General features: G+C 66.3%; 20 protein-coding genes. 13 read left to right on the forward strand and 7 right to left on the reverse strand.

Features of this window, described 5'->3' with window-relative positions; genetic code table 11:
* Positions 1-4 precede the first annotated feature (4 nt).
* Both pdxA and rsmA read left to right on the forward strand, forming a co-directional pair.
* Positions 5-1,015: a 4-hydroxythreonine-4-phosphate dehydrogenase PdxA gene (pdxA, locus tag U1707_RS01575; protein ID WP_332799021.1), complete on the forward strand. Its 1,011-nt coding sequence runs from the start codon at positions 5-7 to the stop codon at positions 1,013-1,015.
* An 8-nt stretch (positions 1,016-1,023) separates the two neighbouring features.
* Positions 1,024-1,839, forward strand: a complete 816-nt coding sequence (rsmA, locus tag U1707_RS01580) for a 16S rRNA (adenine(1518)-N(6)/adenine(1519)-N(6))-dimethyltransferase RsmA (protein WP_332798401.1) — start codon at positions 1,024-1,026, stop codon at positions 1,837-1,839.
* 33 nt (positions 1,840-1,872) lie between these two features.
* On the opposite strand, the gene U1707_RS01585 is transcribed toward rsmA, so the two are convergent.
* The 3 genes from U1707_RS01585 to guaB form a co-directional block, all read right to left on the reverse strand.
* Positions 1,873-2,373, reverse strand: a complete 501-nt coding sequence (locus tag U1707_RS01585) for a tetratricopeptide repeat protein (protein WP_332798402.1) — start codon at positions 2,371-2,373, stop codon at positions 1,873-1,875.
* Positions 2,374-2,429: 56 nt separating this feature from the next.
* Positions 2,430-3,617 carry an RsmB/NOP family class I SAM-dependent RNA methyltransferase gene (locus U1707_RS01590; RefSeq protein WP_332798403.1) on the reverse strand — a complete coding sequence of 396 codons (1,188 nt, stop codon included), beginning with the start codon at positions 3,615-3,617 and terminating at the stop codon, positions 2,430-2,432.
* A gap of 494 nt (positions 3,618-4,111) precedes the next feature.
* Positions 4,112-5,569 carry an IMP dehydrogenase gene (guaB, locus tag U1707_RS01595; protein ID WP_332798404.1) on the reverse strand — a complete coding sequence of 486 codons (1,458 nt, stop codon included), beginning with the start codon at positions 5,567-5,569 and terminating at the stop codon, positions 4,112-4,114.
* A 120-nt stretch (positions 5,570-5,689) separates the two neighbouring features.
* On the opposite strand from guaB, the gene U1707_RS01600 reads away from it, so the two are divergent.
* Together U1707_RS01600 and U1707_RS01605 are read left to right on the forward strand one after the other, a co-directional pair.
* Positions 5,690-6,676 (forward strand): SPFH domain-containing protein, encoded by a 987-nt coding sequence (locus tag U1707_RS01600; RefSeq protein WP_332798405.1) that lies wholly within the window; start codon positions 5,690-5,692, stop codon positions 6,674-6,676.
* On the forward strand, positions 6,676-7,125 hold the full coding sequence (locus U1707_RS01605; protein ID WP_332798406.1) for an NfeD family protein: 450 nt from the start codon (positions 6,676-6,678) through the stop codon (positions 7,123-7,125). Before U1707_RS01600 ends, U1707_RS01605 begins: the two co-directional genes overlap by 1 nt.
* A gap of 162 nt (positions 7,126-7,287) precedes the next feature.
* Here U1707_RS01605 and U1707_RS01610 read toward each other — a convergent pair whose 3' ends face one another.
* A complete protein-coding gene (locus U1707_RS01610) occupies positions 7,288-8,898 on the reverse strand; it encodes a phosphoenolpyruvate carboxykinase (RefSeq protein ID WP_332798407.1) in 1,611 nt (536 codons plus the stop codon).
* Positions 8,899-9,087: 189 nt separating this feature from the next.
* Here U1707_RS01610 and U1707_RS01615 point away from each other — a divergent pair, with 189 nt between their 5' ends.
* The 9 genes from U1707_RS01615 to U1707_RS01655 all read left to right on the forward strand — a co-directional run bounded on the left by U1707_RS01615 (position 9,088) and on the right by U1707_RS01655 (position 16,285).
* Positions 9,088-9,795 carry a response regulator transcription factor gene (locus U1707_RS01615; RefSeq protein WP_332798408.1) on the forward strand — a complete coding sequence of 236 codons (708 nt, stop codon included), beginning with the start codon at positions 9,088-9,090 and terminating at the stop codon, positions 9,793-9,795.
* On the forward strand, positions 9,764-11,347 hold the full coding sequence (locus U1707_RS01620; protein ID WP_332798409.1) for a sensor histidine kinase: 1,584 nt from the start codon (positions 9,764-9,766) through the stop codon (positions 11,345-11,347). The genes U1707_RS01615 and U1707_RS01620 overlap by 32 nt, the downstream gene beginning before the upstream one ends.
* 9 nt (positions 11,348-11,356) lie before the next feature.
* The gene (locus U1707_RS01625) at positions 11,357-11,788 is read left to right on the forward strand and encodes an HPr kinase/phosphorylase (RefSeq protein ID WP_332798410.1); all 432 of its coding nucleotides are present in this window, start codon (positions 11,357-11,359) and stop codon (positions 11,786-11,788) included.
* Positions 11,789-11,812: 24 nt separating this feature from the next.
* Complete coding sequence (gene rapZ, locus U1707_RS01630; RefSeq protein ID WP_332798411.1) at positions 11,813-12,730, forward strand: RNase adapter RapZ; 918 nt, start codon at positions 11,813-11,815, stop codon at positions 12,728-12,730.
* A 16-nt stretch (positions 12,731-12,746) separates the two neighbouring features.
* Entirely contained in the window at positions 12,747-13,154 is a 408-nt protein-coding gene (locus U1707_RS01635) for a PTS sugar transporter subunit IIA (protein ID WP_131585189.1), read from the forward strand.
* Complete coding sequence (locus U1707_RS01640) at positions 13,151-13,426, forward strand: HPr family phosphocarrier protein (protein WP_332798412.1); 276 nt, start codon at positions 13,151-13,153, stop codon at positions 13,424-13,426. The genes U1707_RS01635 and U1707_RS01640 overlap by 4 nt, the downstream gene beginning before the upstream one ends.
* Before the next feature lie 95 nt (positions 13,427-13,521).
* Positions 13,522-14,337, forward strand: coding sequence for a TrmH family RNA methyltransferase (locus U1707_RS01645; protein ID WP_332798413.1), 816 nt, complete (start codon positions 13,522-13,524; stop codon positions 14,335-14,337).
* A 105-nt stretch (positions 14,338-14,442) separates the two neighbouring features.
* On the forward strand, positions 14,443-15,939 hold the full coding sequence (locus U1707_RS01650; protein ID WP_503676855.1) for a L,D-transpeptidase family protein: 1,497 nt from the start codon (positions 14,443-14,445) through the stop codon (positions 15,937-15,939).
* Positions 15,940-15,949: 10 nt separating this feature from the next.
* Entirely contained in the window at positions 15,950-16,285 is a 336-nt protein-coding gene (locus tag U1707_RS01655) for a hypothetical protein (protein ID WP_332798415.1), read from the forward strand.
* Positions 16,286-16,366: 81 nt separating this feature from the next.
* Here the strand turns inward: U1707_RS01655 and U1707_RS01660 are convergent, their stop codons facing one another.
* Genes U1707_RS01660 through cysD form a run of 3 tightly spaced genes read right to left on the reverse strand, consistent with a single transcriptional unit; the run spans position 16,367 to position 19,940 of the window.
* Positions 16,367-17,104 carry a 3'(2'),5'-bisphosphate nucleotidase CysQ gene (locus U1707_RS01660; protein WP_332798416.1) on the reverse strand — a complete coding sequence of 246 codons (738 nt, stop codon included), beginning with the start codon at positions 17,102-17,104 and terminating at the stop codon, positions 16,367-16,369.
* Positions 17,101-19,014: a sulfate adenylyltransferase subunit CysN gene (gene cysN, locus U1707_RS01665; protein ID WP_332798417.1), complete on the reverse strand. Its 1,914-nt coding sequence runs from the start codon at positions 19,012-19,014 to the stop codon at positions 17,101-17,103. The genes U1707_RS01660 and cysN overlap by 4 nt, the downstream gene beginning before the upstream one ends.
* Positions 19,014-19,940 carry a sulfate adenylyltransferase subunit CysD gene (gene cysD, locus U1707_RS01670; RefSeq protein ID WP_332798418.1) on the reverse strand — a complete coding sequence of 309 codons (927 nt, stop codon included), beginning with the start codon at positions 19,938-19,940 and terminating at the stop codon, positions 19,014-19,016. The genes cysN and cysD overlap by 1 nt, the downstream gene beginning before the upstream one ends.
* Between the last annotated feature and the right edge of the window lie 62 nt (positions 19,941-20,002).

Consider the following 20,002-nt stretch of genomic DNA (forward strand, 5'->3'; position numbering starts at 1 on the left):
CGAGATGACCGGCGTGCGGCCGCTTGCGATTTCGATGGGCGATCCTGCGGGAATCGGGCCGGAGATCATCGCGAAGGCTTGGGACGCCCGGAACACGCATGCCCTGCCGCCTTTCGTCGCGGTCGGCGATGCGCGCGCGATCGAGCGGGTATGGGCCGGACCGATCGCACGGATCGCCGATCTCGGCGAGGCGGTCGCGGCCTTTGCGTCCGCGCTGCCCGTGTTGACGGTTGGCGATGGCGGGGAAATCGTACCCGGGCATCCCGATGCGGACGGTGCGCGCTGTGCCTTGCATGCGCTGGAGCTTGCCGTCGGGCTCGTCCGTACCGGCGCGGCGCGCGCGCTGGTGACGGGACCGGTGTCGAAGTCACAATTGTATGCGATCGGCTTCACGCATCCTGGGCAGACCGAGTTCGTTGCCGAGCGCTACGGTGTCTCGGGCGACAATGCGGTGATGATGCTCGCCGGGCCTTCGCTGAAGGTCGTGCCGATCACCACGCATATCCCGCTGAATGCGGTTGCCGGTGCGCTGTCGATCGAACTGATCCTGGCGAAATCACGCGCGACCGCGCGCGGGTTGTCCAAGAATTTCGGGATCGCCAATCCGCGGCTCGCCTTTGCGGGGCTCAATCCGCATGCCGGCGAACAGGGTGCGCTTGGGCGCGAGGAGATCGAGATCCTTGCGCCGGCGATCGCGATTTTGCGTGACGAGGGCATCGATGCGACGGGGCCGTTCGCGGCGGACACGATGTTCCATCCGCGCGCACGGACGGGCTACGACGTGGTGATGTGCTGTTATCACGATCAGGCGCTGGTGCCGCTGAAGACGATCCATTTCGACGAGGGCGTCAACATGACGCTGGGGTTGCCGATCGTGCGAACGTCGCCGGATCACGGCACCGCGTTCGCGATCGCCGGCAAGAACCTTGCCGAGCCCGGCGCGATGATCGCCGCGATCGCGATGGCGGGCCAAGCGGCCGACCGGCGCGCGCTGACCGCCGCCTGCAAGTCGTGAGCGATGCGGTGACAGACCTGCCGCCGCTGCGCGAGGTGATCGCGCGGTACGGGTTGAACGCGAGCAAGGCGCTGGGGCAGAATTTCCTGTTCGACATGCAGTTGCTGAAGCGCATCGCGGCGGTGCCGGGCGACTTGCGCGACGCTGAAGTGCTTGAGGTCGGGCCGGGGCCCGGTGGCCTTACGCGCGCGCTGCTCGCGGCAGGTGCGCGGGTGACGGCGATCGAGCGAGACCGACGCTGTATACCGGCGCTGGCAGAGCTTGGCGAGGCGTATCCGGGGCAGCTTCGCGTGATTGAGGGCGACGCGATGGACATCGACGCGCGCACGCTGTTCGAGGGCAAGCCGCACATCGTCTCGAACCTGCCGTATAATATCGGCACGGCGTTGCTGGTCGGGTGGCTGTCGGCGTCGTGGTTGCCGTGGTGGCAGTCGTGCACGCTGATGTTCCAGAAGGAAGTGGCCGAGCGGATCGTCGCGAAGACGAACGACGATCATTACGGGCGACTGGCGGTACTGGCGCAGTGGCGCTCGACCGCGCGGATCGCGATGCCGGTGCATCGGTCGGCGTTCACGCCGCCGCCTAAGGTGATGTCCGCGGTGGTGCATCTGGTGCCGGTGGAGGCACCGGAAGGGGTGAACTTCGCAGTCTTGGAGCGGCTGACCGGGGCGGCGTTCGGGCAGCGGCGCAAGATGTTGCGGCAGAGTCTGAAGGGCGTGCCGGGGGCACTCGATGCGCTGGAGCGGATCGGGGTGGAGGCTACGCGACGGGCCGAGACGTTGTCGGTCGCGGATTTTACAGCATTGGCGCGCGAGACCCGCTGATCTCCTCCCCTCCCTGGCAGGGAGGGGGGCGCGTCAGTCCTTGGCGGCGACCGGGGTCTTCTCGACCTGCGCCGTGGCGATCGGCGGGCCCTTGGCGATTACCGCGGCTAACTGCGTGGCCTCGGGGCACACGCCCTTGCAGAGCGTCCGGATCTTTACGAGATTGTCCTTCGCGCGGACCACGGCGCCCTTGGCGACCAGAGCCTCGCCCTGCCCTTTCAGCGCGGCGACGTCGTTCGGCTCCAGAAGCAAAGCCTCACGGTACAGGCGGATCGCCTTGCCTGGCAGGTCACGCGTTTCTGCGACGCGTGCCAGCAGGAGGAACGCCGCACGATTGCGCGGATCGACCGCGACCGACGTTTCGAGCACATCCGTCGCGCCGTCGAGGTTACCCGCAGCGACCAGCGAACGCCCTTGCGCCAGCAACTGCATCGAGCGCGCGTCGATCTGGGCGTCGGGGCGTTGCCCGCTGAGCGAAGTCGACACGCATATGACGGTCAGCGCGGCGGCAAGGGCAACGGACGAAAAACGCATCATCGTCTCCAGGCGGGATACAGGTTTGGCCGTGAGTTGAGCCATAGGTCGGCTGGCTAGCACGCAGCCCGGAGGCGCGCGACAAAAAAGCCGTCGGTGCCGTCGCGGCCGGGCTCCAAGCGGACGCCGTGGCCGTGCTTCGCGCCGGCGGGGAGCGTCAACGGCTCGGTCGTCCAGCCGGGATGCGCGTTCAGGAACCAGGTGACCTGGTCCGTTCCTTCGGCGTCGAGCAGCGAGCAGACGATGTAGACGAGCGCGCCGCCGGGCTTGACCAGCGTGGCTGCGACCGAGAGGACCTGCTGCTGCGTCGATTGCAACCGTGAGACGCGGTCGGGGGTGAGACGCCAGCGCGCCTCAGGATTGCGCCGCCAGGTGCCGGTGCCCGAGCACGGGGCATCGACCAGCACGCCGTCCGCGCGGCGTGCCCATTCGCTGAGCGCTTCGATCTCACGCGTCGGGTTGAGCAGGCGGCTCTCAACGATCGTCGCGCCGGCGCGCGTGGCGCGAGGAGCAAGGCGCGAGAGGCGGTTGCGGTCGGTATCGCAGGCGAGGATCACGCCTTCGTTCTTCATCGTAGCGGCGAGTGCGAGGGTCTTGCCGCCGGCGCCGGCGCAGAGATCGACGATCCGCTCGCCGGGCTTCGCTTGCATCGCGAGACCGACGAGCTGGCTGCCTTCGTCCTGCACTTCGAGCGCGCCTTCGTTGAAGAGCGGGAGTGCCTCGACGTTGGTGCCTGTGGGCAGGCGGATGCCGTCGGGGGCATGCGGGGTGGCTTCGGCGTCGGGCAGTGCTGCGAGGACGGTCGCGCGGTCGGCGATCAGCGTGTTGACGCGGAGATCGAGCGTAGCGCGGCCGGCTAGGTCTGTAAGGGCGGCACCGTCGAGGCCGGAGGCGCGGAGGGCCTTGCTCAGCCACTGCGGGGCGACGCCCGCGCGAGCGCGGGGTTCATCCTTGGCGATCGGGGCGGGCGCGTGGGTGGAGCCGTCGAAGGTTGCCGCGACTTCCGGATCGGCGTCGGCGACGAGGAGCATCGCGGTGCGACCATTTTCGGGGCGGTCTCCGGCCTTGCGGATCGCGGCGTAGACGAGTTCGCGGACGGCGCGGCGGTCCTTGGAGCCGGCGTAGCGGCGGGTCTGGAAATAGCGCGCGATCAGCGTGTCGGCGGCGGCGCCGGACTCACGGGCGGCGGCGATGATCTGGTCGAGGAGTTCGATCGCGGCCTGGGTGCGTGCGGGGGGAGTCACTTCTGGGCTCCCGACTTCGCGTGGGTTCGGGGGGAGGCTTGGTACGGAGTGTTCGTCATCATCCCCTCCCCTAGCCCCTCCCGCGCGCGGGAGGGGAATAATTTCGGGAATTGGGGCGGTCGTTTGGTTAGCACCCTTTCCCTCCGTCATCCCGGCGGACGCCGGGACCCATGGACACGGCGTACCCGGCGATAGCGTGCAACCACCACCCAAACCGCAACCATGGGGCCCGGCATTCGCCGGGATGACGAAAAATGAAATGAGAGCGTTGGATAAGAGGAGCGAGCGCGGATAGCGGAGATCCCCGCGAATAGTCGCGGGCTCTGGCCACGACGGCGATTATGGCGCCACGTAGCGACGGGAACGACGATCTCCCCTCCCTGAAAGGGAGGGGTTGGGGGTGGGTTGGCTTGTTTTAGCCACCGGCAGACGAGCTTGAGGAAGCCGACCCACCCCCGGCCCCTCCCTTTCAGGGAGGGGGGAAGTTCCCGGCCTCAGCGCGTCGGGTAGTTCGGTGCTTCCCGGGTGATCGTCACGTCGTGGACATGGCTCTCCATAAGCCCGGCGCCAGTAATCTGCACGAACTCCGCCCGCGCCTGGAGATCCGGGATCGTCGCCGAACCGGTATAGCCCATCGCCGCCTTGATGCCGCCGACCAGCTGGTGGACGACATCCCTCGCCGGGCCCTTGTATGCGACCTGCCCCTCGATACCTTCGGGGACGAGCTTTAGCTGGTCCTTGATGTCGCCCTGGAAATAGCGATCCGCCGACCCGCGGCCCATCGCGCCGACCGAGCCCATGCCGCGGTACGATTTGTACGCACGGCCCTGATACAGGAACGTCTCGCCGGGGGCCTCGTCGGTGCCCGCGAGCAACGAGCCGATCATTACGGTCGAAGCGCCGGCTGCGAGCGCCTTGGCCATGTCGCCCGAGGTGCGGATGCCGCCGTCGGCGATCACCGGCACGCCAGCCTTGTGGCCTGCCTCCGCGCAATCCATCACGGCGGTCAGCTGCGGCACACCGACGCCGGCGACGACACGCGTGGTGCAGATCGAGCCCGGGCCGATGCCGACCTTGATCCCGTCCGCGCCTGCGCCGATCAGCGCGCGCGTCGCTTCGCCGGTCGCGACGTTGCCCGCCACCACCTGCACCGAGTTCGACAGCTTCTTCACCCGCTCGACCGCACGGCCGACGTCGCGGTTGTGGCCGTGCGCGGTGTCTATCACGATCAGGTCGCAGCCCGCGTCGACCAGCTGTTCGGTCCGGTCGAAGCCCTTGTCGCCGACCGTCGTCGCCGCCGCGACGCGCAGGCGGCCCGCCTCGTCCTTGGTCGCATCGGGGAACATCACCGCCTTCTCGATGTCCTTGACGGTGATCAGGCCGACGCAGCGATAGTCGTTATCGACCACCAGCAGCTTCTCGATGCGACGGGCGTGGAGCAGGCGGCGCGCCTCTTCCTTGCCGACTTCGGTCGAGACGGTGGCGAGGTTCTCGTGCGTCATCAACTCGCTGACGGGCTGCTTCGGATCGCCCGCGAACCGCACGTCGCGGTTGGTGAGGATGCCGACAAGCTTGCCGTCCGCTTCCACCACCGGGATGCCGCTGATACGGTGACCCGACATGAGGGCCTGCGCCTCGCCGAGAGTCGCGGTCGGCTTGATCGTGATCGGGTTGACCACCATGCCCGACTCGAACCGCTTGACCTGACGGACTGCGATGACCTGCTCCTCGACGGTCAGGTTGCGATGGAGCACGCCGATGCCGCCGAGCTGCGCCATGGCGATCGCCATGTCGGCTTCGGTGACGGTGTCCATCGCGGACGAGAGGATCGGGATGTTGAGCGCGATGCCGCGCGTCAGCTGAGTCCGGGTATCGGCCTGGCTTGGCAGCACGTCCGATTCCCCCGGATACAGGAGGACGTCGTCGAAAGTGAGGCCGAGGCGGATATCCATGAGAGCTGCCGTTCCTGGGTGTGAGGTGGCGCGCCATGTAACCAAAGGCGCGGCGTACGGCTAGGCCCTGTCGCGCGCGACGTGCTATAGCGGTGCGATACACGGATGGGGGATTGTTCGATGGGCCTAATCGTTGCCGCGCTCCTGCTGGCGCTGGTGCTGCTGTACCTCTTCACCAGCATAAAGATCGTCCATCAGGGCTATCAATACACGATCGAGCATTTCGGCCGCTTCACCACGGTCGCGCGGCCCGGGTTCAATTTCTATCCGGCGTTCTTCTACCGCGTCGGGCGGAAGGTGAACATGATGGAGCAGGTGATCGACATCCCCGGCCAGGAGATTATCACCAAGGACAATGCGATGATCTCGACCGATGGGGTCGTGTTCTTCCAGGTGCTCGACTCGGCCAAGGCGGCGTACGAGGTGTCGGACCTGTACCAGGCGCTGTTGCAGCTCACGACGACCAACCTGCGGACGGTGATGGGCTCGATGGACCTCGACGAGACGCTGTCGAAGCGCGACGAGATCAATGCGCGGCTGCTGAACGTGGTGGATCACGCGACGACGCCTTGGGGGGTGAAGATCACCCGCGTCGAGATCAAGGACATCCGCCCGCCCGCCGACATCGTCAACGCGATGGGGCGGCAGATGAAGGCCGAGCGCGAGAAGCGGGCTAACATCCTGGATGCGGAGGGTTCGCGGGCGTCCGAAATCCTGCGCGCCGAGGGGCAGAAGCAAGCGCGGATTCTCGAGTCCGAGGGGCGCAAGGAGTCGGCGTTCCGCGATGCCGAGGCGCGTGAGCGGGCGGCGGTGGCGGAGGCTTCGGCGACGCGCGCGGTGTCGCAGGCGATCGAGGAGGGTGGCGCGCAGGCGATCAATTACTTCATCGCGCAGAAATATGTTGAGGCGATCGGGAAGTTCGCCACGTCTCCGAATGCGAAAACGATCCTGTTCCCGGTCGAGGCTACGCAGTTGATGGGAACGCTTGGCGGGATTGGTGAGCTGGCGAAGGATGCGTTGCGCGATGCAGTCGCGTCTCCACCCGCCAAGCCCGCGGCGCGTGGGCCGTTCGAGTTGTCGAAGTCGGCCGAGGTTCCGAAGAGCTGATGGACGGGCTTGACGTGATTGGCGGTGCGGCTGGCGCGTGGCTGATCGCAGCGCTGGTGCTGGGGATCGCCGAGCTTGCGGTGCCGGGGGTGTTCCTGGTGTTCCTCGCTATCGCTGCGGCGGTGACGGGTGCTGCGGTGTTCGCGTTGCCGGACTTGCCGGGGGAGGTTCAATTAGGCGCGTTCGCGGTTTGGAGTGCGGTTACGGTGCTGATCGGGAAGCGCTGGTACCGGGATTATCCGGTCGAGGGCGGGGATCCGATGTTGAACGATCGCTCCGCGCGGCTGGTGGGTCAGGTTGTGGTGGTGGAGACGGCGATCGTTGGTGGGCGTGGCCGGGTGTTGGTTGGGGACGGGAGTTGGCCGGCTCGTGGTAAGGACGCTGCCGTTGGGACGCGGGTGAAAGTCACCGCAGTCGTCAACGGTGAAGTCGTGGTGGAGCCTTTTTGAACCTAGCGGCACGCCTCACACGCAAAGCCACCCGTTCACGCTCCCCCTCCGTCACCCCGGACTAGTTCCGGGGTCCACCGTTCCGCATACCCAGTTCTGTCGATTCTGCGGAACCGTGGATGCCGGAACGAGCCCGGCATAACGGAGAAGGAGCGAAGTGGATCAGGCCGCCTCTTTTACCTTTGGCGTCGCCTGACGGACGCCTTCCTCGACGTGTTCTGAGAACTGCGCGAAGTTCTCCACGAAGAGGTCGACTAACTTCGCCGCAGTCGTGTCGTAGGCATCCTTGTCCGCCCAGGTCGTGCGCGGATCGAGGATCGCGCTGTCGACACCGGGGACGCTGACCGGTACCTGGAACCCGAAGTTCGGATCGGTCCGGAACTCGGCATCGTTGAGGCTCCCGTCGAGCGCGGCGTTCAGCAACGCGCGCGTCGCCTTGATCGGCATGCGGTTGCCGACCCCGTATTTGCCGCCGGTCCAGCCGGTGTTGACCAGCCAGCAATCGACGCCGCCCTTCGCGATCCGCTCCTTGAGCAGATTGCCGTAGACCGACGGATGCCGCGGCATGAACGGCGCCCCGAAGCAGGTCGAGAAGGTCGCGTCGGGCTCGGTCACGCCGATCTCCGTGCCAGCGACGCGCGCGGTATAGCCCGAGAGGAAATGGTACATCGCCTGGTCGGGCGTCAGCTTGGCGATCGGCGGCAGCACGCCGTATGCGTCCGCCGTCAGCATCACGAGGTTGCGCGGTACCGGTCCCATGTTCTCGGCGGACACATTCGGGATGAAGTCGATCGGATAGGCACCGCGACTGTTCTCGGCGAGCGTGTGGTCGTCGAGATCGAGCAACCGCGTCGCGGGGTCCATCACGACATTCTCAAGCACCGTGCCGAAGCGCTTGGTGGTCGCGAAGATCTCCGGCTCGGCATCAGCGGAGAGGCGGATCATCTTGGCGTAGCATCCGCCCTCGAAGTTGAAGACCGCGGTGTCGGACCAGCCATGCTCGTCGTCGCCGATCAGCGTACGGCTCGCGTCGGCCGACAGCGTCGTCTTGCCCGTACCCGATAGTCCGAAGAACACCGCGGTGTCGCCGTTTGCGCCCATGTTGGCCGAGCAATGCATCGGCATAACCCCGGCCGGTGGCAGCAGATAGTTGAGCAGGCCGAACACCGACTTCTTCATCTCGCCGGCGTATTTGGTGCCGCCGATCAGGATGAGCTTGTCCGTGAAGTTGACCGCGATCACCGTCTCGCTGCGGCAGCCGTGGCGCGCGGGATCGGCGCGGAAGCTCGGCAGGTCGACGATCGTATAGTCCGCGACGAAATCCTTCAGCGCCGCCTTCTCGGGTCGTACCAACATCGTCCGGATGAAGAGGTTGTGCCACGCCAGTTCGGTGACGACGCGGACGTTCACCCGGTGATCGGACTGCGAACCGCCGTACAGGTCCTGCACAAACAGCTCGTCCTTGGCGGCGAGCGCGGCGAAAAAATCCTCCTTCAGCGCGGCGAAATGCGTGGGCTCCATCGCCGTGTTGCTCTTGCCCCACCAGACGGTCGTCTCGGTCTTGGCATCGCGGACGATGAACTTGTCCGGTGCAGAGCGCCCGGTATGCGCGCCGGTCTCGACCACCAGCGGGCCGTCGGCCGACAGACTGCCCTCGCCGCGCGCCAACGCAGCCTCGACGAGTTGGGCGGTAACCAAATTCCAGTGCAGGGTGGCGCGGGTGTCTATCCCCTGCGCGGCCAGGCCGCCGGCCGGAATACGTTCGTTGGACAAGGCATCTCTCCAGATGGTTTCGCATACGTATGTATGTCGTTGCGGCGGGATGTAGGCGGCGGCCCCGCACCGGTCAAATGGGCTGCCCTGACGCGGTCCCGATACGGCCCCAGTTGAGTGCCGCCGCGGATTGGCCTACGCCGATACGCCAATGACCGAGGCAAGCGAGCCAGAGATGACGGCCCAGAAATGACGGCAACGATCGCGCTGGTCGACGACGACCGCAACATCCTGACCTCCGTGTCGATCGCGTTGCAGACCGAGGGCTTCGTGACGCGCGTCTATTCGGACGGCGAGACGGCGCTCAAGGCACTGACCGACAACCCGCCCGATCTTGCGGTATTCGACATCAAGATGCCGCGGATGGACGGGCTAGAACTGCTTCGCAGGTTCCGCGAGAAGAGCCAGATCCCGGTGATCTTTCTGACCAGCAAGGACGACGAACTCGACGAGGCGCTGGGCCTCGCGATGGGCGCCGACGACTATATCGCGAAACCGTTCTCGCAGCGGCTGCTGATCGCGCGGATTCGCGCGATCCTGCGACGTACCGAACTCGCGCAGTCGCCGGGCACCGAAACCGAGGCGGAAGCCGCCGGGCCGCTCGATCGCGGGCGGCTGAGCATGGACCCGGCACGGCACCGCACGCTGTGGGGCGGCGAGCAGGTCACGCTGACAGTTACCGAATTCATGATTCTCGAAACGCTTGCGCAACGACCCGGCATCGTCAAGACGCGCAACCAGCTGATGGACGCGGCGTATCAGGACGACATCTATGTCGACGACCGAACGATCGACAGCCACATAAAACGGCTTCGTCGAAAATTCAGGCAGGTCGATCCAGCGTTCGACGCTATCGAGACATTATATGGTGCCGGGTATCGATTTTCTGAGGAATGAGCTCGGCGACGACGGCCGCGATCTCACGCTGCGCTGGTCGGGACAGATCTCGCTCACGCGGCGCATCCTTGCGGTCAACATATTAGCGCTGCTGATGCTGGCGGGCGGGTTCTTCTATCTCGATTCCTATCGCAGCCGGATCGTCGACAGCCGCGTCGCACAGACCGCACGCGAGGCGCGGCTGATCGGCGAGGCGATTTCGTCGGTCGATCCGACGCAGCGCAATCCGCTGGTGCTGAGGCTGGCTGCCGACACCGGTTCGCGCATCCGCCTGTTCGACGGTGGCGGCACGACGATCGTGGACAGCCGGACGCTGGGGCTGCGCAATTTCGTGTTGCAGGATCCCGACAAGGAGGACCGCGACCAGGTCGTCGCACGGTTCCTAGACGCGGCGATCGATATCGTCGTGATGGCGCCGCGGCCGCCGCTCTACCGCGAGCGCAACGAGGGCCAGCGGTGGCCCGACGTCGCCGCCGCGCAGGCACGGCGCCGGGTCGCGACGACCGTCTGGCGCGCGCCCGATCGCACCCCGGTCATCACCGCGGCCGCACCGCTTCGCGCGGGCGGGGTCGTGATGACGACGGTCAACGCGCGCGACATCACCAGGACGGTGCGGATCGAGCGCTTCCGGCTCAGCATGGTGCTGCTGGTCGTGTCGATCGTCTCGATCCTGCTGTCGCTGTTCCTGGCGCGGACGATCGTGCGACCGCTCCGCCGGCTGGCGCGGGCCGCGGTGCGGGTCCGGCTGGGGCGCGCGCGCGAAGTGGTGGTTCCCCGCCTCCCCTCGCGCCGCGACGAACTCGGCATGCTTGCGCGCGCGCTGTCGGACATGAGCCTTGCGCTGAGGGCAAGGATCGACGCGACCGAGGCGTTCGCCGCCGACGTCACGCACGAGATGAAGAACCCCCTCGCCTCGCTCCGGTCGGCGGTCGAGGGACTGTCACGAGTGAAGGACCCGGCGCTCCAGGCGCAGTTGCTGGCCATCGTCCGTGACGACGTCCACCGGCTCGACCGCCTGCTGTCCGACATTTCCGAGGTCTCGCGCCTCGACGCACAGCTCAGCCGCGCCAAGTTCGAGCCGGTCGACATCGCGGCGATGATCGAGGGACTGGTCGCGCAGCGCGATGCGCGCGGCGTCGAACGCGACATCCGCCTCCGCTTCGATCACGACCCCGACGACCGGACGACGGTGCTCGGCGAAGGGGCGCGACTCGAACGCGTGTTCGAGAACCTGATCGACAATGCGCTGTCCTTCTCCCCCGATGCTGGGCTGATCGCGGTCTCGGCCATTCCCGAGCGGGAGTACCTCGTGATCCGCGTCGAGGATGAAGGCCCCGGCGTTCCCGAAGAGGCGCGCGAGGACGTCTTCAAACGATTCCATTCGGTCCGCCCCGACAGCGAGACATTCGGCCGGCATTCCGGGCTCGGCCTGGCAATCGCCCGGACCATCGTCGACGCGCACCAGGGCGCTATCCTGGTCGAATCGCGCGAAGACAGGCTTTGCGGCGCGCGTTTCGTCGTACGGCTACCGCTTACCGATCCGTCGTTGTAAGAAACGCCTATGGATTCGCTATCCTCCGATCGGCTTCACGCCACGACGGTCGCGATCGACGGTGTGGCGGTCATGATCGAAGGCGCGTCGGGGTCCGGCAAGTCCGATCTGGCGCTGCGCCTGATCGATCGCGGCGCCGTCCTCGTCAGCGACGACCAGACCTTGGTCGTCCGCTCCGGCAGTACGCTGAATGCGCGGGCGCCGACGACGATCGCCGGGCGGATCGAGGTCCGCGGGATCGGTATCCTCGCGATGCCGCACGTCGCCGACGTGCCGGTCGGCTTGCTGGTTCGTATCGACGCCGCGATCGCGCGGATGCCCGAACCGGGCGTACGCCGGATCGCCGGCATCGATGTCCGCGAATTCGCCGTCGACGCGTTCCACGCCTCCGCCCCGATCAAGGTCGAACTCGCCCTACGCAATCCGGAGCCTCTCGAATGATCCCGCCGCTATGATTCTGCCGCTATGATCCGCCCCGGCAAGGATATCCTGCTGGTCACCGGCATGTCGGGGGCGGGCAAGACCACGGTCCTCAAGACGCTGGAGGACATTGGCTGGGAGGTCGTCGACAACCTCCCGCTGCTCCTGCTCGACCGATTGCTCGATGCGCCGCTGCCGAAGGGTTCGACCGACGATTCGCAGCCGCTGGCGATCGGTATCGGCGCTCGGACCCGCGATTTCGATCCCGAACGGATCATCGGCCGGATCCGAGACCTGCGCGATCGTCATGGGATGGAGGTCGGGATGCTGTTCCTCGACTGCGCCGGCCCGGAGCTCGAACGTCGCTATTCGGAGACGCGACGTCGCCATCCCCTGGGTCTCGACCGGCTGGCCAAGGACGGGATCGGTCAGGAGCGCGAGCTGCTGACGCCACTGCGCGACTGGGCGAACCGGCTGATCGATACGACCGACATGTCGGCGAACGAGCTTGCGCAGCAGATCCGGTCGACCTTTGCGGGCGATCATCTCGGCGAACCGACCCTATCCGTACAGTCGTTCGGCTTCGCCCGCGGGCTGCCGAGCAACGCCGACCTCGTGTTCGACATGCGCTTCCTGCGCAATCCGCACTGGGACCCGGACTTGCGCCCCGGCACCGGACTCGACGCCGACGTATCCGCGTACATCATGGCGGATCCCGCATACGAGGCCGCGGTCAGCCGGATCGAGGACCTGCTCGTGCTGTTGCTGCCCCGCTACAGGGCGGAGGGAAAGTCGTACGTCACCATCGCGATCGGGTGTACCGGAGGGAGACACCGATCGGTCCACGTGGTGGAACGCGTGGCGCGGCGGTTGCGCGAGGAGGGTTTTTCGCCCACTGTGCGGCACCGCGACCTGGGGGCCGCACCGCAGGATGCGCTTGAGGGGTCGTCGGTCGCCACATGAGTATGAATAGCCCGCTATGATCGGCCTTGTTCTCGTTACGCACGGTCGCCTGGCCGAAGAATTCGTTCGCGCGATGATCCATGTCGTCGGCCCGCAGGAGCGTGTCGCGACGATATCGATCGGTCCCGACGACGACATGGAGGGGCGACGCGCAGATATCGCTGCCGCCATCCAGGAGGTCGATGTCGGGCGCGGCGTGATCGTGCTGACCGATCTGTTCGGCGGCACCCCGTCCAATCTCGCCATTTCGTTGATGGAGCGCGGGCGGATCGAGGTGATCGCCGGGATGAACCTGCCGATGCTGATCCGGCTCGGCTCGGCGCGCAAGTCGATGACGGTCGTCGCGGCGGTCGCGGCAGCACGCGAGGCCGGGCGCAAATATATTTCGGTGGCATCCGAGGTTCTCGGCGAGGCGGCGGCGTGAGCGAGGTCTCACGGACCGTCCAGATCACCAACCGCCGCGGGCTTCATGCGCGGGCCAGCGCCAAGTTCGTCACGCTCGCCTCGTCGCATCCGGTCGAGGTCCGCGTGACCAAGGACGGCTCCGATCACGTCACCGGCACCTCGATCATGGGGTTGATGATGCTGGGCGCGGCGATGGGCGACGCGATCACGATCAGCGCGAGCGGCGACGGCGCGGAGCATACGGTCGCGGCCCTTGCAGAGCTCGTCGAGGCGAAGTTCGGCGAGGATTGACGTTACTGCTCTCCTCCCGCTTGCGGGCGGGGTCGGGGGCGGGCATGAGCGAGCGCGTGCTTACAAACCCAGATGCTACGCGGGAGCGGCGCTAGATGCCCCGCGAAATAACCGCCTTTTCGAACCCGCTGATCAAGTACGTCCGCGACTTGCGCGACAAGCGACATCGGCGTGCGGCGAGACAGTTCCTGGCCGAAGGCCTGCGCATCCTCACCGAAGCGCGCGAGACCGGCCGCCTGCCCCGCACGTTGTTTTACGCGGCGGCCAGCGCGAACCATCCGCTCGTCCACGCGCTGTCGATGGACGTCGAGGAAGCCGGCGGCGAGTCGATCCAGACCACGCCGGATATCCTCTCGAAGCTGTCGGGGAAGGATAACCCGCAAGCCGTCGTCGGCGTGTTCGACGAGTTCGACGCGACGCTGGAAACGCTCGATCGCGCGAGTTCGGGCATCTGGCTGGTCGCGGAACGCCTGCGCGATCCCGGCAACCTGGGCACGATCTTGCGCACCGGCGACGCGGTCGGCGCGGGTGGGTTGATCCTGATCGGCGAGTCGGTCGATCCCTTCTCGGTCGAGGCGGTCCGCGCGAGCATGGGGGCGCTGTTCACGATTCCGGTCGTCAAGACCGAGTGGGCGCCATTCCATAGCTGGTTGCGCACCGGTCTAGGCCAGCTCGTCGGGCTCAGTCTCGACACCGACATCGATTACCGCGCTGCGGCCTATGCTGGGCCCACCTTCCTGCTGACCGGTAACGAGGCGCAGGGCATGCCGCCGGAGATGGCCGAGGCGTGCGACGTGCTCGTCAAGATTCCGATGCTCGGCAAGGCGGACAGCCTGAATGCCGCCGTCGCGACCGCGGTGATGGCGTATGAGGTCCTAGCCCGGCAGGAAAAATCCACAGCGTCGGCCTGAACCGACGAATTGGGCCCGATTGGCAATGCTTAGCGACTCCGGTTCAGCTATGGTGGGGTTACGGCGTGCGAAAGCATCGACGAGTTACGGTTGGACAGGATGAGTATGGCGCGCGGTTTGGATGATGGACGAGTGAAGAGCGGCATGGTCCGGTCGGCGCTGGCGATTGCGGCAATGCCGATGGCGATGGCGAGCCCCGTGTTCGCGCAGGTTACGCCGCCGCCCGTCATGCCCACGGTGCCGTCCGCGATGCAGACGCCAATGCTCGCCCCGCCGGTGATTACCGTGCCGCCGCTGAGCGACAAGCAGGCAACGCAACTCGACAAGCTGCTCAACGGTGACATCGTCGCGCAGGGGCTGAAGTCCGCGTCGACCGCGTCGACAACCGCACTCAGCAAGGACGAACTCGTCCGCGCCGCGCTCGACCATGCCCGCGCGGTGCATGCCGGCCGGCTCAGCGAAGCCGATTTCCAGAGGGATTGGGGCCTGCGCCCGCCCGCCTATGATCCGACCGCGGCGTTTGCCGATGCGGTGCGGCTCGACCGGATCGCGGCGTGGTTTGCATCGTTGCCGCCGCCCTATGCCGGCTATGACGGGCTGCGTAAGGGCCTTCAGAATTATCGCGCGATCGCCGCTGCGGGTGGCTGGTCGTCGCTTGCCGCCGGTCCGGATTTCACGATCGGTGCCAGCGGTTCGCGCGTGGTCGCACTGCGCAAGCGGCTCGCGGTGGAGGACAAGGCCGTGTCGACCGATGGCGACACGTTCGACGCCGGCTTGCTCGACGCGGTCCGCCGCGCCCAGCGTCGCTATGGCCTGAACCCGAGCGGGATCGTCTCGACGCAGACGCTCGGCGCGCTCAACGTCTCGGCGATCGATCGCGTCCACCAGATCATGGCGAACATGGAGCGCTGGCGTTGGTTGCCGCAGGACCTGCCGCGCGATCGTATCCAGGTGAACATCGCCGCGGCCGTGCTGACCGTGTTCGACGGCGATGTCCCGGTGCAGTCGATGCGCGCGGTCACCGGTCGACCGGGCGACGAGACGCCGATGCTGTCGTCGACGATCCACAGCATCGTCATCAACCCGCCCTGGAACGTGCCGACATCGATCGCGACCAAGGAACTGTGGCCGAAGGAGCGCGCGAACCCCGGCTATTTCAAGCGCAACGGCTTCAAGGTGATCGGCGGTACGCGGTTGCAGCAGCAGGCGGGCGACCAGAGCGCGCTCGGCCGGTTCAAGTTCGACTTCCCGAACGACTATTCGGTCTATCTGCACGATACGCCTAGCCGCGCGAAGTTCGCCAGCTTCAGTCGGCTTTCGAGCCATGGTTGCGTACGCCTTGAAAAACCTGCCGAATTGGCCGACCTGCTCCTCAAGGGCGATCCCGCTTGGACGCCCGAGATGGTCGATGCCGCGGTCGCCAAGGGCAACACGGTCCGCGCACAACTGGTCAAGCCGGTGTCGGTTTATCTGCTCTACTGGACCGCGTTCGCCAGCAGCAACGGCCAGATGAACTTCCGCGCCGATCCCTATGATTGGGACGGCATCCTCGCCTCCAAGATCGAGGCGCGCACTGCCCGCCAGACGATCGCCGCCCGCTGAGAGACTGAACATGACGATGTCCACCCGCACCCGTACCGCCATCGCCGGCGGCCTGCTCGCCGCAATGACGCTGGCCGGCTGCTCGCGCTCCGAGCCAGAGCAGCCGCCGACGGATACCAACATGGTCGAGGATACCGGCGTGACCGAGTCCGAAGCAGCGCCAGCGCCGGTCGAGGCCGCGCCGGTCGAGGCGGCACCGCCTGCGCCGGCGGTGGTTGAACCGCCGCGCGAAAAGCCGATCGCGCCGGACGAGCAGATGCAGGACGATGCGGATGCCACGGGAATGACGTCGCGGGTCACGCGCGACGAGGCGCCGGTGGAGAACGACGCCGAACCGCAGCAGTAATGTGTTCTCCTGCGCATGCAGGAGTCCAGGGTTACAGGTGTTGACGTTTGTAACCCTGGGCTCCCGCCTTCGCAGAAGAACCTAGGCCGCCATCGCCGCCATAACCCGGTCTCGCAGCGCTACCGGGCAGATCAGCAGGTCGGGCATGTAGACATCCCGACAATTATACACGAGCGGCGATCCGTCGATCCGACTGCAATGTAGTCCAAACGCCGCCGCCACCGCTACCGGCGCAGCGGAGTCCCATTCATACTGCCCGCCCGAATGGAGGTAGATGTCCGCCTCGCCGCGAACCACCGCCATCGCCTTTGCGCCGGCCGACCCCATCGGGATCAACGTCGCGCCCAAGACATTGGCGACCTTCACCGCCTCGGGCGCGGGCCGCGTGCGGCTGACCACCATCCGCAGCGGATCGCCCGGGGCAGCCACCGGCGTGGGCTGATCGGAGCGGAGCACCACGCCAAGTCCCGGCAACGCGACGGCGCCGATCGTCGCGACGCCGTCGATCGCCAGCGCGACATGCACGGCCCAATCGTCACGTCCCTCGCCATATTCGCGCGTGCCATCAACCGGATCGACGATCCACACGCGCGACATCGCCGTCCGCGTGCCGTCGCATTTGCGTTCCTCGGACAACAGTCCGTCGTCGGGCCGCGCGTCCCGCAGCGCATGAACGAGGAACGCGTTCGCCGTTTCGTCCCCGGCCTTGCCGAGCGCGCCGGGCGAAAACACGCCCGAGCGGCGGACTTCGAGCAGCAGCCGCCCCGCCGTTTCCGCCAGATGCGCGGCAAGTTCGCCGTCGGTCGTCACGTTGCTCATGGGATCAGCATCGCGACGATCGCATCGGCGGCCTCGTCGGGAGTCATGCCGGTCGTATCGATCCGGATTTCCGGGTTCGCCGGCGCCTCATACGGCGAATCGATCCCGGTGAAGTTGGCCAGCTTGCCCGCCCTCGCCTTCGCATACAGTCCCTTCACGTCGCGCCGCTCAGCGTCGGCCAGCGGCGTGTCGATATGGACCTCGACGAACTCGCCCGGCGCCATCATCTGCCGCACCATCTCCCGCTCGGCACGGAACGGCGAGATGAACGCTGTGATGACGATCAGCCCGGCGTCGGTCATCAGCTTGGCGACCTCGCCGACACGCCGGATATTCTCGACCCGGTCCGCATCGGTGAAGCCGAGATCGCGGTTCAGCCCGTGGCGGACATTGTCGCCGTCGAGCAGAAAGGTGTGGCGGTTCATTCGCGCGAGCTTCATCTCGACCAGATTGGCGATCGTCGACTTGCCCGCGCCGGACAGACCGGTGAACCACAGCACCGCCGCCTTCTGGTTCTTCAGCGCGGCGTGTGCCTCACGGCCGATATCAGTCGCCTGCCAGTGCACGTTCTGCGCACGACGGAGCGAAAAGTGCAGCATCCCCGCCGCGACGGTCGCGTTGGTGATCTTGTCGACCAGGATGAAGCCGCCGAGCTGGCGGTTGTCCGCATAGGGCTCGAACACCAGCGGTCGGTCGGTCGAGAGGTTAGCGACACCGATCGCATTCAGTTCGAGCGTCTTGGCAGCAAGCCGCTCCATCGTGTTGACATTGATCTGGTATTTCGGCTGTTGGACGGTCGCAGTCACGGTCCGCGTGGCGAGTTTCAGCCAGTAAGGACGTCCCGGCAACATCTCCTCGTCCGCCATCCACACGATGGTCGCCTCGAACTGATCGGCAGCCTCGGGCGGCGACTCGGCGGCAACGATCACGTCACCGCGCGAACAGTCGATCTCGTCCGCGAGCGTCAACGTGACCGACTGCCCGGCGACCACCCGCGACAGATCACCGCCGAACGCGACGACCCGAGCGATCGTCGAGGTACGCCCGCCCGGCAGCACGCGCACCGGATCGCCCGGCGCGATCGCCCCACTCGCGACCAGCCCCGAAAAGCCCCGGAAGTCGAGATTGGGCCGGTTCACCCACTGCACCGGCATCCGGAACGCGCCAGCCTGATCCTCGCTGACGTCGAGCGTCACCGTGTCGAGATGGTCGATCAGCGTCGGACCGTCATACCAGGGTGTGTTCGCGCTGGCGGCGGTGATGTTGTCGCCCTTGAACCCCGAAATCGGCATCGGCGTGAAACCGGCGATCCCGATCGACTCCGCGAACGTCGCATAGTCCGCCACGATCCGGTCGTAGGTCGCCTGATCGTAGCCGACCAAGTCCATCTTGTTAACCGCGAGCACGAGGTGACGGATGCCGATCAGATGCGCGAGATAGCTGTGCCGCCTAGTCTGCGTGAGGATGCTCTTGCGCGCATCTACCAGGATGACCGCGAGATCCGCGGTCGACGCGCCGGTGATCATGTTGCGCGTATATTGCTCATGCCCCGGCGTATCGGCGACGATGAACTTGCGCTTCTCGGTCGAGAAATAGCGGTAGGCGACGTCGATCGTGATGCCCTGCTCGCGTTCGGCAGCAAGCCCGTCGACCAGCAATGCGAAGTCGATCTCCTGGCCTTGCGTCCCGACCTTCTTGGAATCGCTCTCCAACGCGGCAAGCTGATCCTCGAAGATCATCTTAGAATCGTAGAGTAACCGCCCGATAAGCGTCGACTTTCCGTCATCCACAGACCCGCAGGTGATGAACCGCAACAGGCTCTTGTGCTGATGCTGGAGCAGATAGGCGTCGATGTCCTCGGCGATGATGTCCTGCACCTGATAGGCGGACTCGTGCGCGCGCGTTGCCATCAGAAATAGCCCTCCTGCTTCTTCTTCTCCATGCTCGCCGAGCCGGCGTCGCGGTCGATCGCGCGGCCCTGACGTTCGCTGGTGGTGGTCAGCAGCATCTCCTGGATCACCGCGGACAGGTTGTCCGCCTCGCTCTCGACCGCACCCGTCAGCGGGTAGCAGCCGAGCGTCCGGAAGCGAACCAAGCGCTCGACCGGCACCTCGCCGGGTTCCAGGCGGAAGCGATCGTCGTCGACCATCAGCAGCATCCCGTCGCGCTCGACCGTGGGGCGCGGCGCGGCGAAATAAAGCGGGACGATCGGGATGTCCTCGAGCTGGATATATTGCCAGACGTCGAGTTCGGTCCAGTTCGAGATCGGGAAGACGCGGATGCTCTCGCCCTTCGCTTTCCGGGCGTTGTAGAGGTTCCACAGCTCGGGGCGTTGCTGCTTCGGGTCCCAGCGATGATGCGCGGCGCGGAACGAGAAGACGCGTTCCTTGGCACGGCTCTTCTCCTCGTCGCGCCGTGCGCCGCCGAACGCCGCATCGAAGCCGTGGAGGTCGAGCGCTTGCTTCAGCCCCTCGGTCTTCCACATATCGGTATGGAGCGCGCCGTGATCGAACGGGTTGATCCCGCGCGCCTCGGCCTCGGGGTTCTTGTAGACGAGCAGCTCCATGCCGCTCTCCGCCGCCATCCGGTCGCGCAGATCGTACATCGCCTTGAACTTCCACGTCGTATCGACATGCAGCAGCGGGAATGGCGGCGGCGACGGATAGAACGCCTTGCGCGCAAGATGCAGCATCACCGCGGAATCCTTGCCGACGCTGTAGAGCATCACCGGGCGCTCGCACTCGGCCACGACCTCGCGCAGAATATGAATGCTCTCAGCCTCGAGCCGCTGGAGATGCGTGAGCGACACGGGGCCGGTATCTGTAAGTTTCGTCATCCTCCTCGAAGTAGGGCGTCGGGGCGGCGCGTACAGCATCGTATTTCTCGCCCGCCCCAAAG

This window comes from Sphingomonas sandaracina, assembly GCF_036663695.1.
Classification (GTDB): Bacteria; Pseudomonadota; Alphaproteobacteria; order Sphingomonadales; family Sphingomonadaceae; genus Sphingomonas.

Coding starts and splice junctions, on each gene's coding strand:
- pdxA (WP_332799021.1), top strand. CDS start 5: ATGACCGGCGTGCGGCCGCTTGCGATTTCGATGGGCGATCCTGCGGGA.
- U1707_RS01585 (WP_332798402.1), bottom strand. CDS start 2,373: ATGCGTTTTTCGTCCGTTGCCCTTGCCGCCGCGCTGACCGTCATATGC.
- guaB (WP_332798404.1), bottom strand. CDS start 5,569: ATGGATATCCGCCTCGGCCTCACTTTCGACGACGTCCTCCTGTATCCG.
- U1707_RS01600 (WP_332798405.1), top strand. CDS start 5,690: ATGGGCCTAATCGTTGCCGCGCTCCTGCTGGCGCTGGTGCTGCTGTAC.
- U1707_RS01605 (WP_332798406.1), top strand. CDS start 6,676: ATGGACGGGCTTGACGTGATTGGCGGTGCGGCTGGCGCGTGGCTGATC.
- U1707_RS01615 (WP_332798408.1), top strand. CDS start 9,088: ATGACGGCAACGATCGCGCTGGTCGACGACGACCGCAACATCCTGACC.
- U1707_RS01620 (WP_332798409.1), top strand. CDS start 9,764: ATGGTGCCGGGTATCGATTTTCTGAGGAATGAGCTCGGCGACGACGGC.
- U1707_RS01625 (WP_332798410.1), top strand. CDS start 11,357: ATGGATTCGCTATCCTCCGATCGGCTTCACGCCACGACGGTCGCGATC.
- rapZ (WP_332798411.1), top strand. CDS start 11,813: ATGATCCGCCCCGGCAAGGATATCCTGCTGGTCACCGGCATGTCGGGG.
- U1707_RS01635 (WP_131585189.1), top strand. CDS start 12,747: ATGATCGGCCTTGTTCTCGTTACGCACGGTCGCCTGGCCGAAGAATTC.
- U1707_RS01645 (WP_332798413.1), top strand. CDS start 13,522: ATGCCCCGCGAAATAACCGCCTTTTCGAACCCGCTGATCAAGTACGTC.
- U1707_RS01650 (WP_503676855.1), top strand. CDS start 14,443: ATGGCGCGCGGTTTGGATGATGGACGAGTGAAGAGCGGCATGGTCCGG.
- U1707_RS01655 (WP_332798415.1), top strand. CDS start 15,950: ATGACGATGTCCACCCGCACCCGTACCGCCATCGCCGGCGGCCTGCTC.
- U1707_RS01660 (WP_332798416.1), bottom strand. CDS start 17,104: ATGAGCAACGTGACGACCGACGGCGAACTTGCCGCGCATCTGGCGGAA.
- cysN (WP_332798417.1), bottom strand. CDS start 19,014: ATGGCAACGCGCGCGCACGAGTCCGCCTATCAGGTGCAGGACATCATC.
- cysD (WP_332798418.1), bottom strand. CDS start 19,940: ATGACGAAACTTACAGATACCGGCCCCGTGTCGCTCACGCATCTCCAG.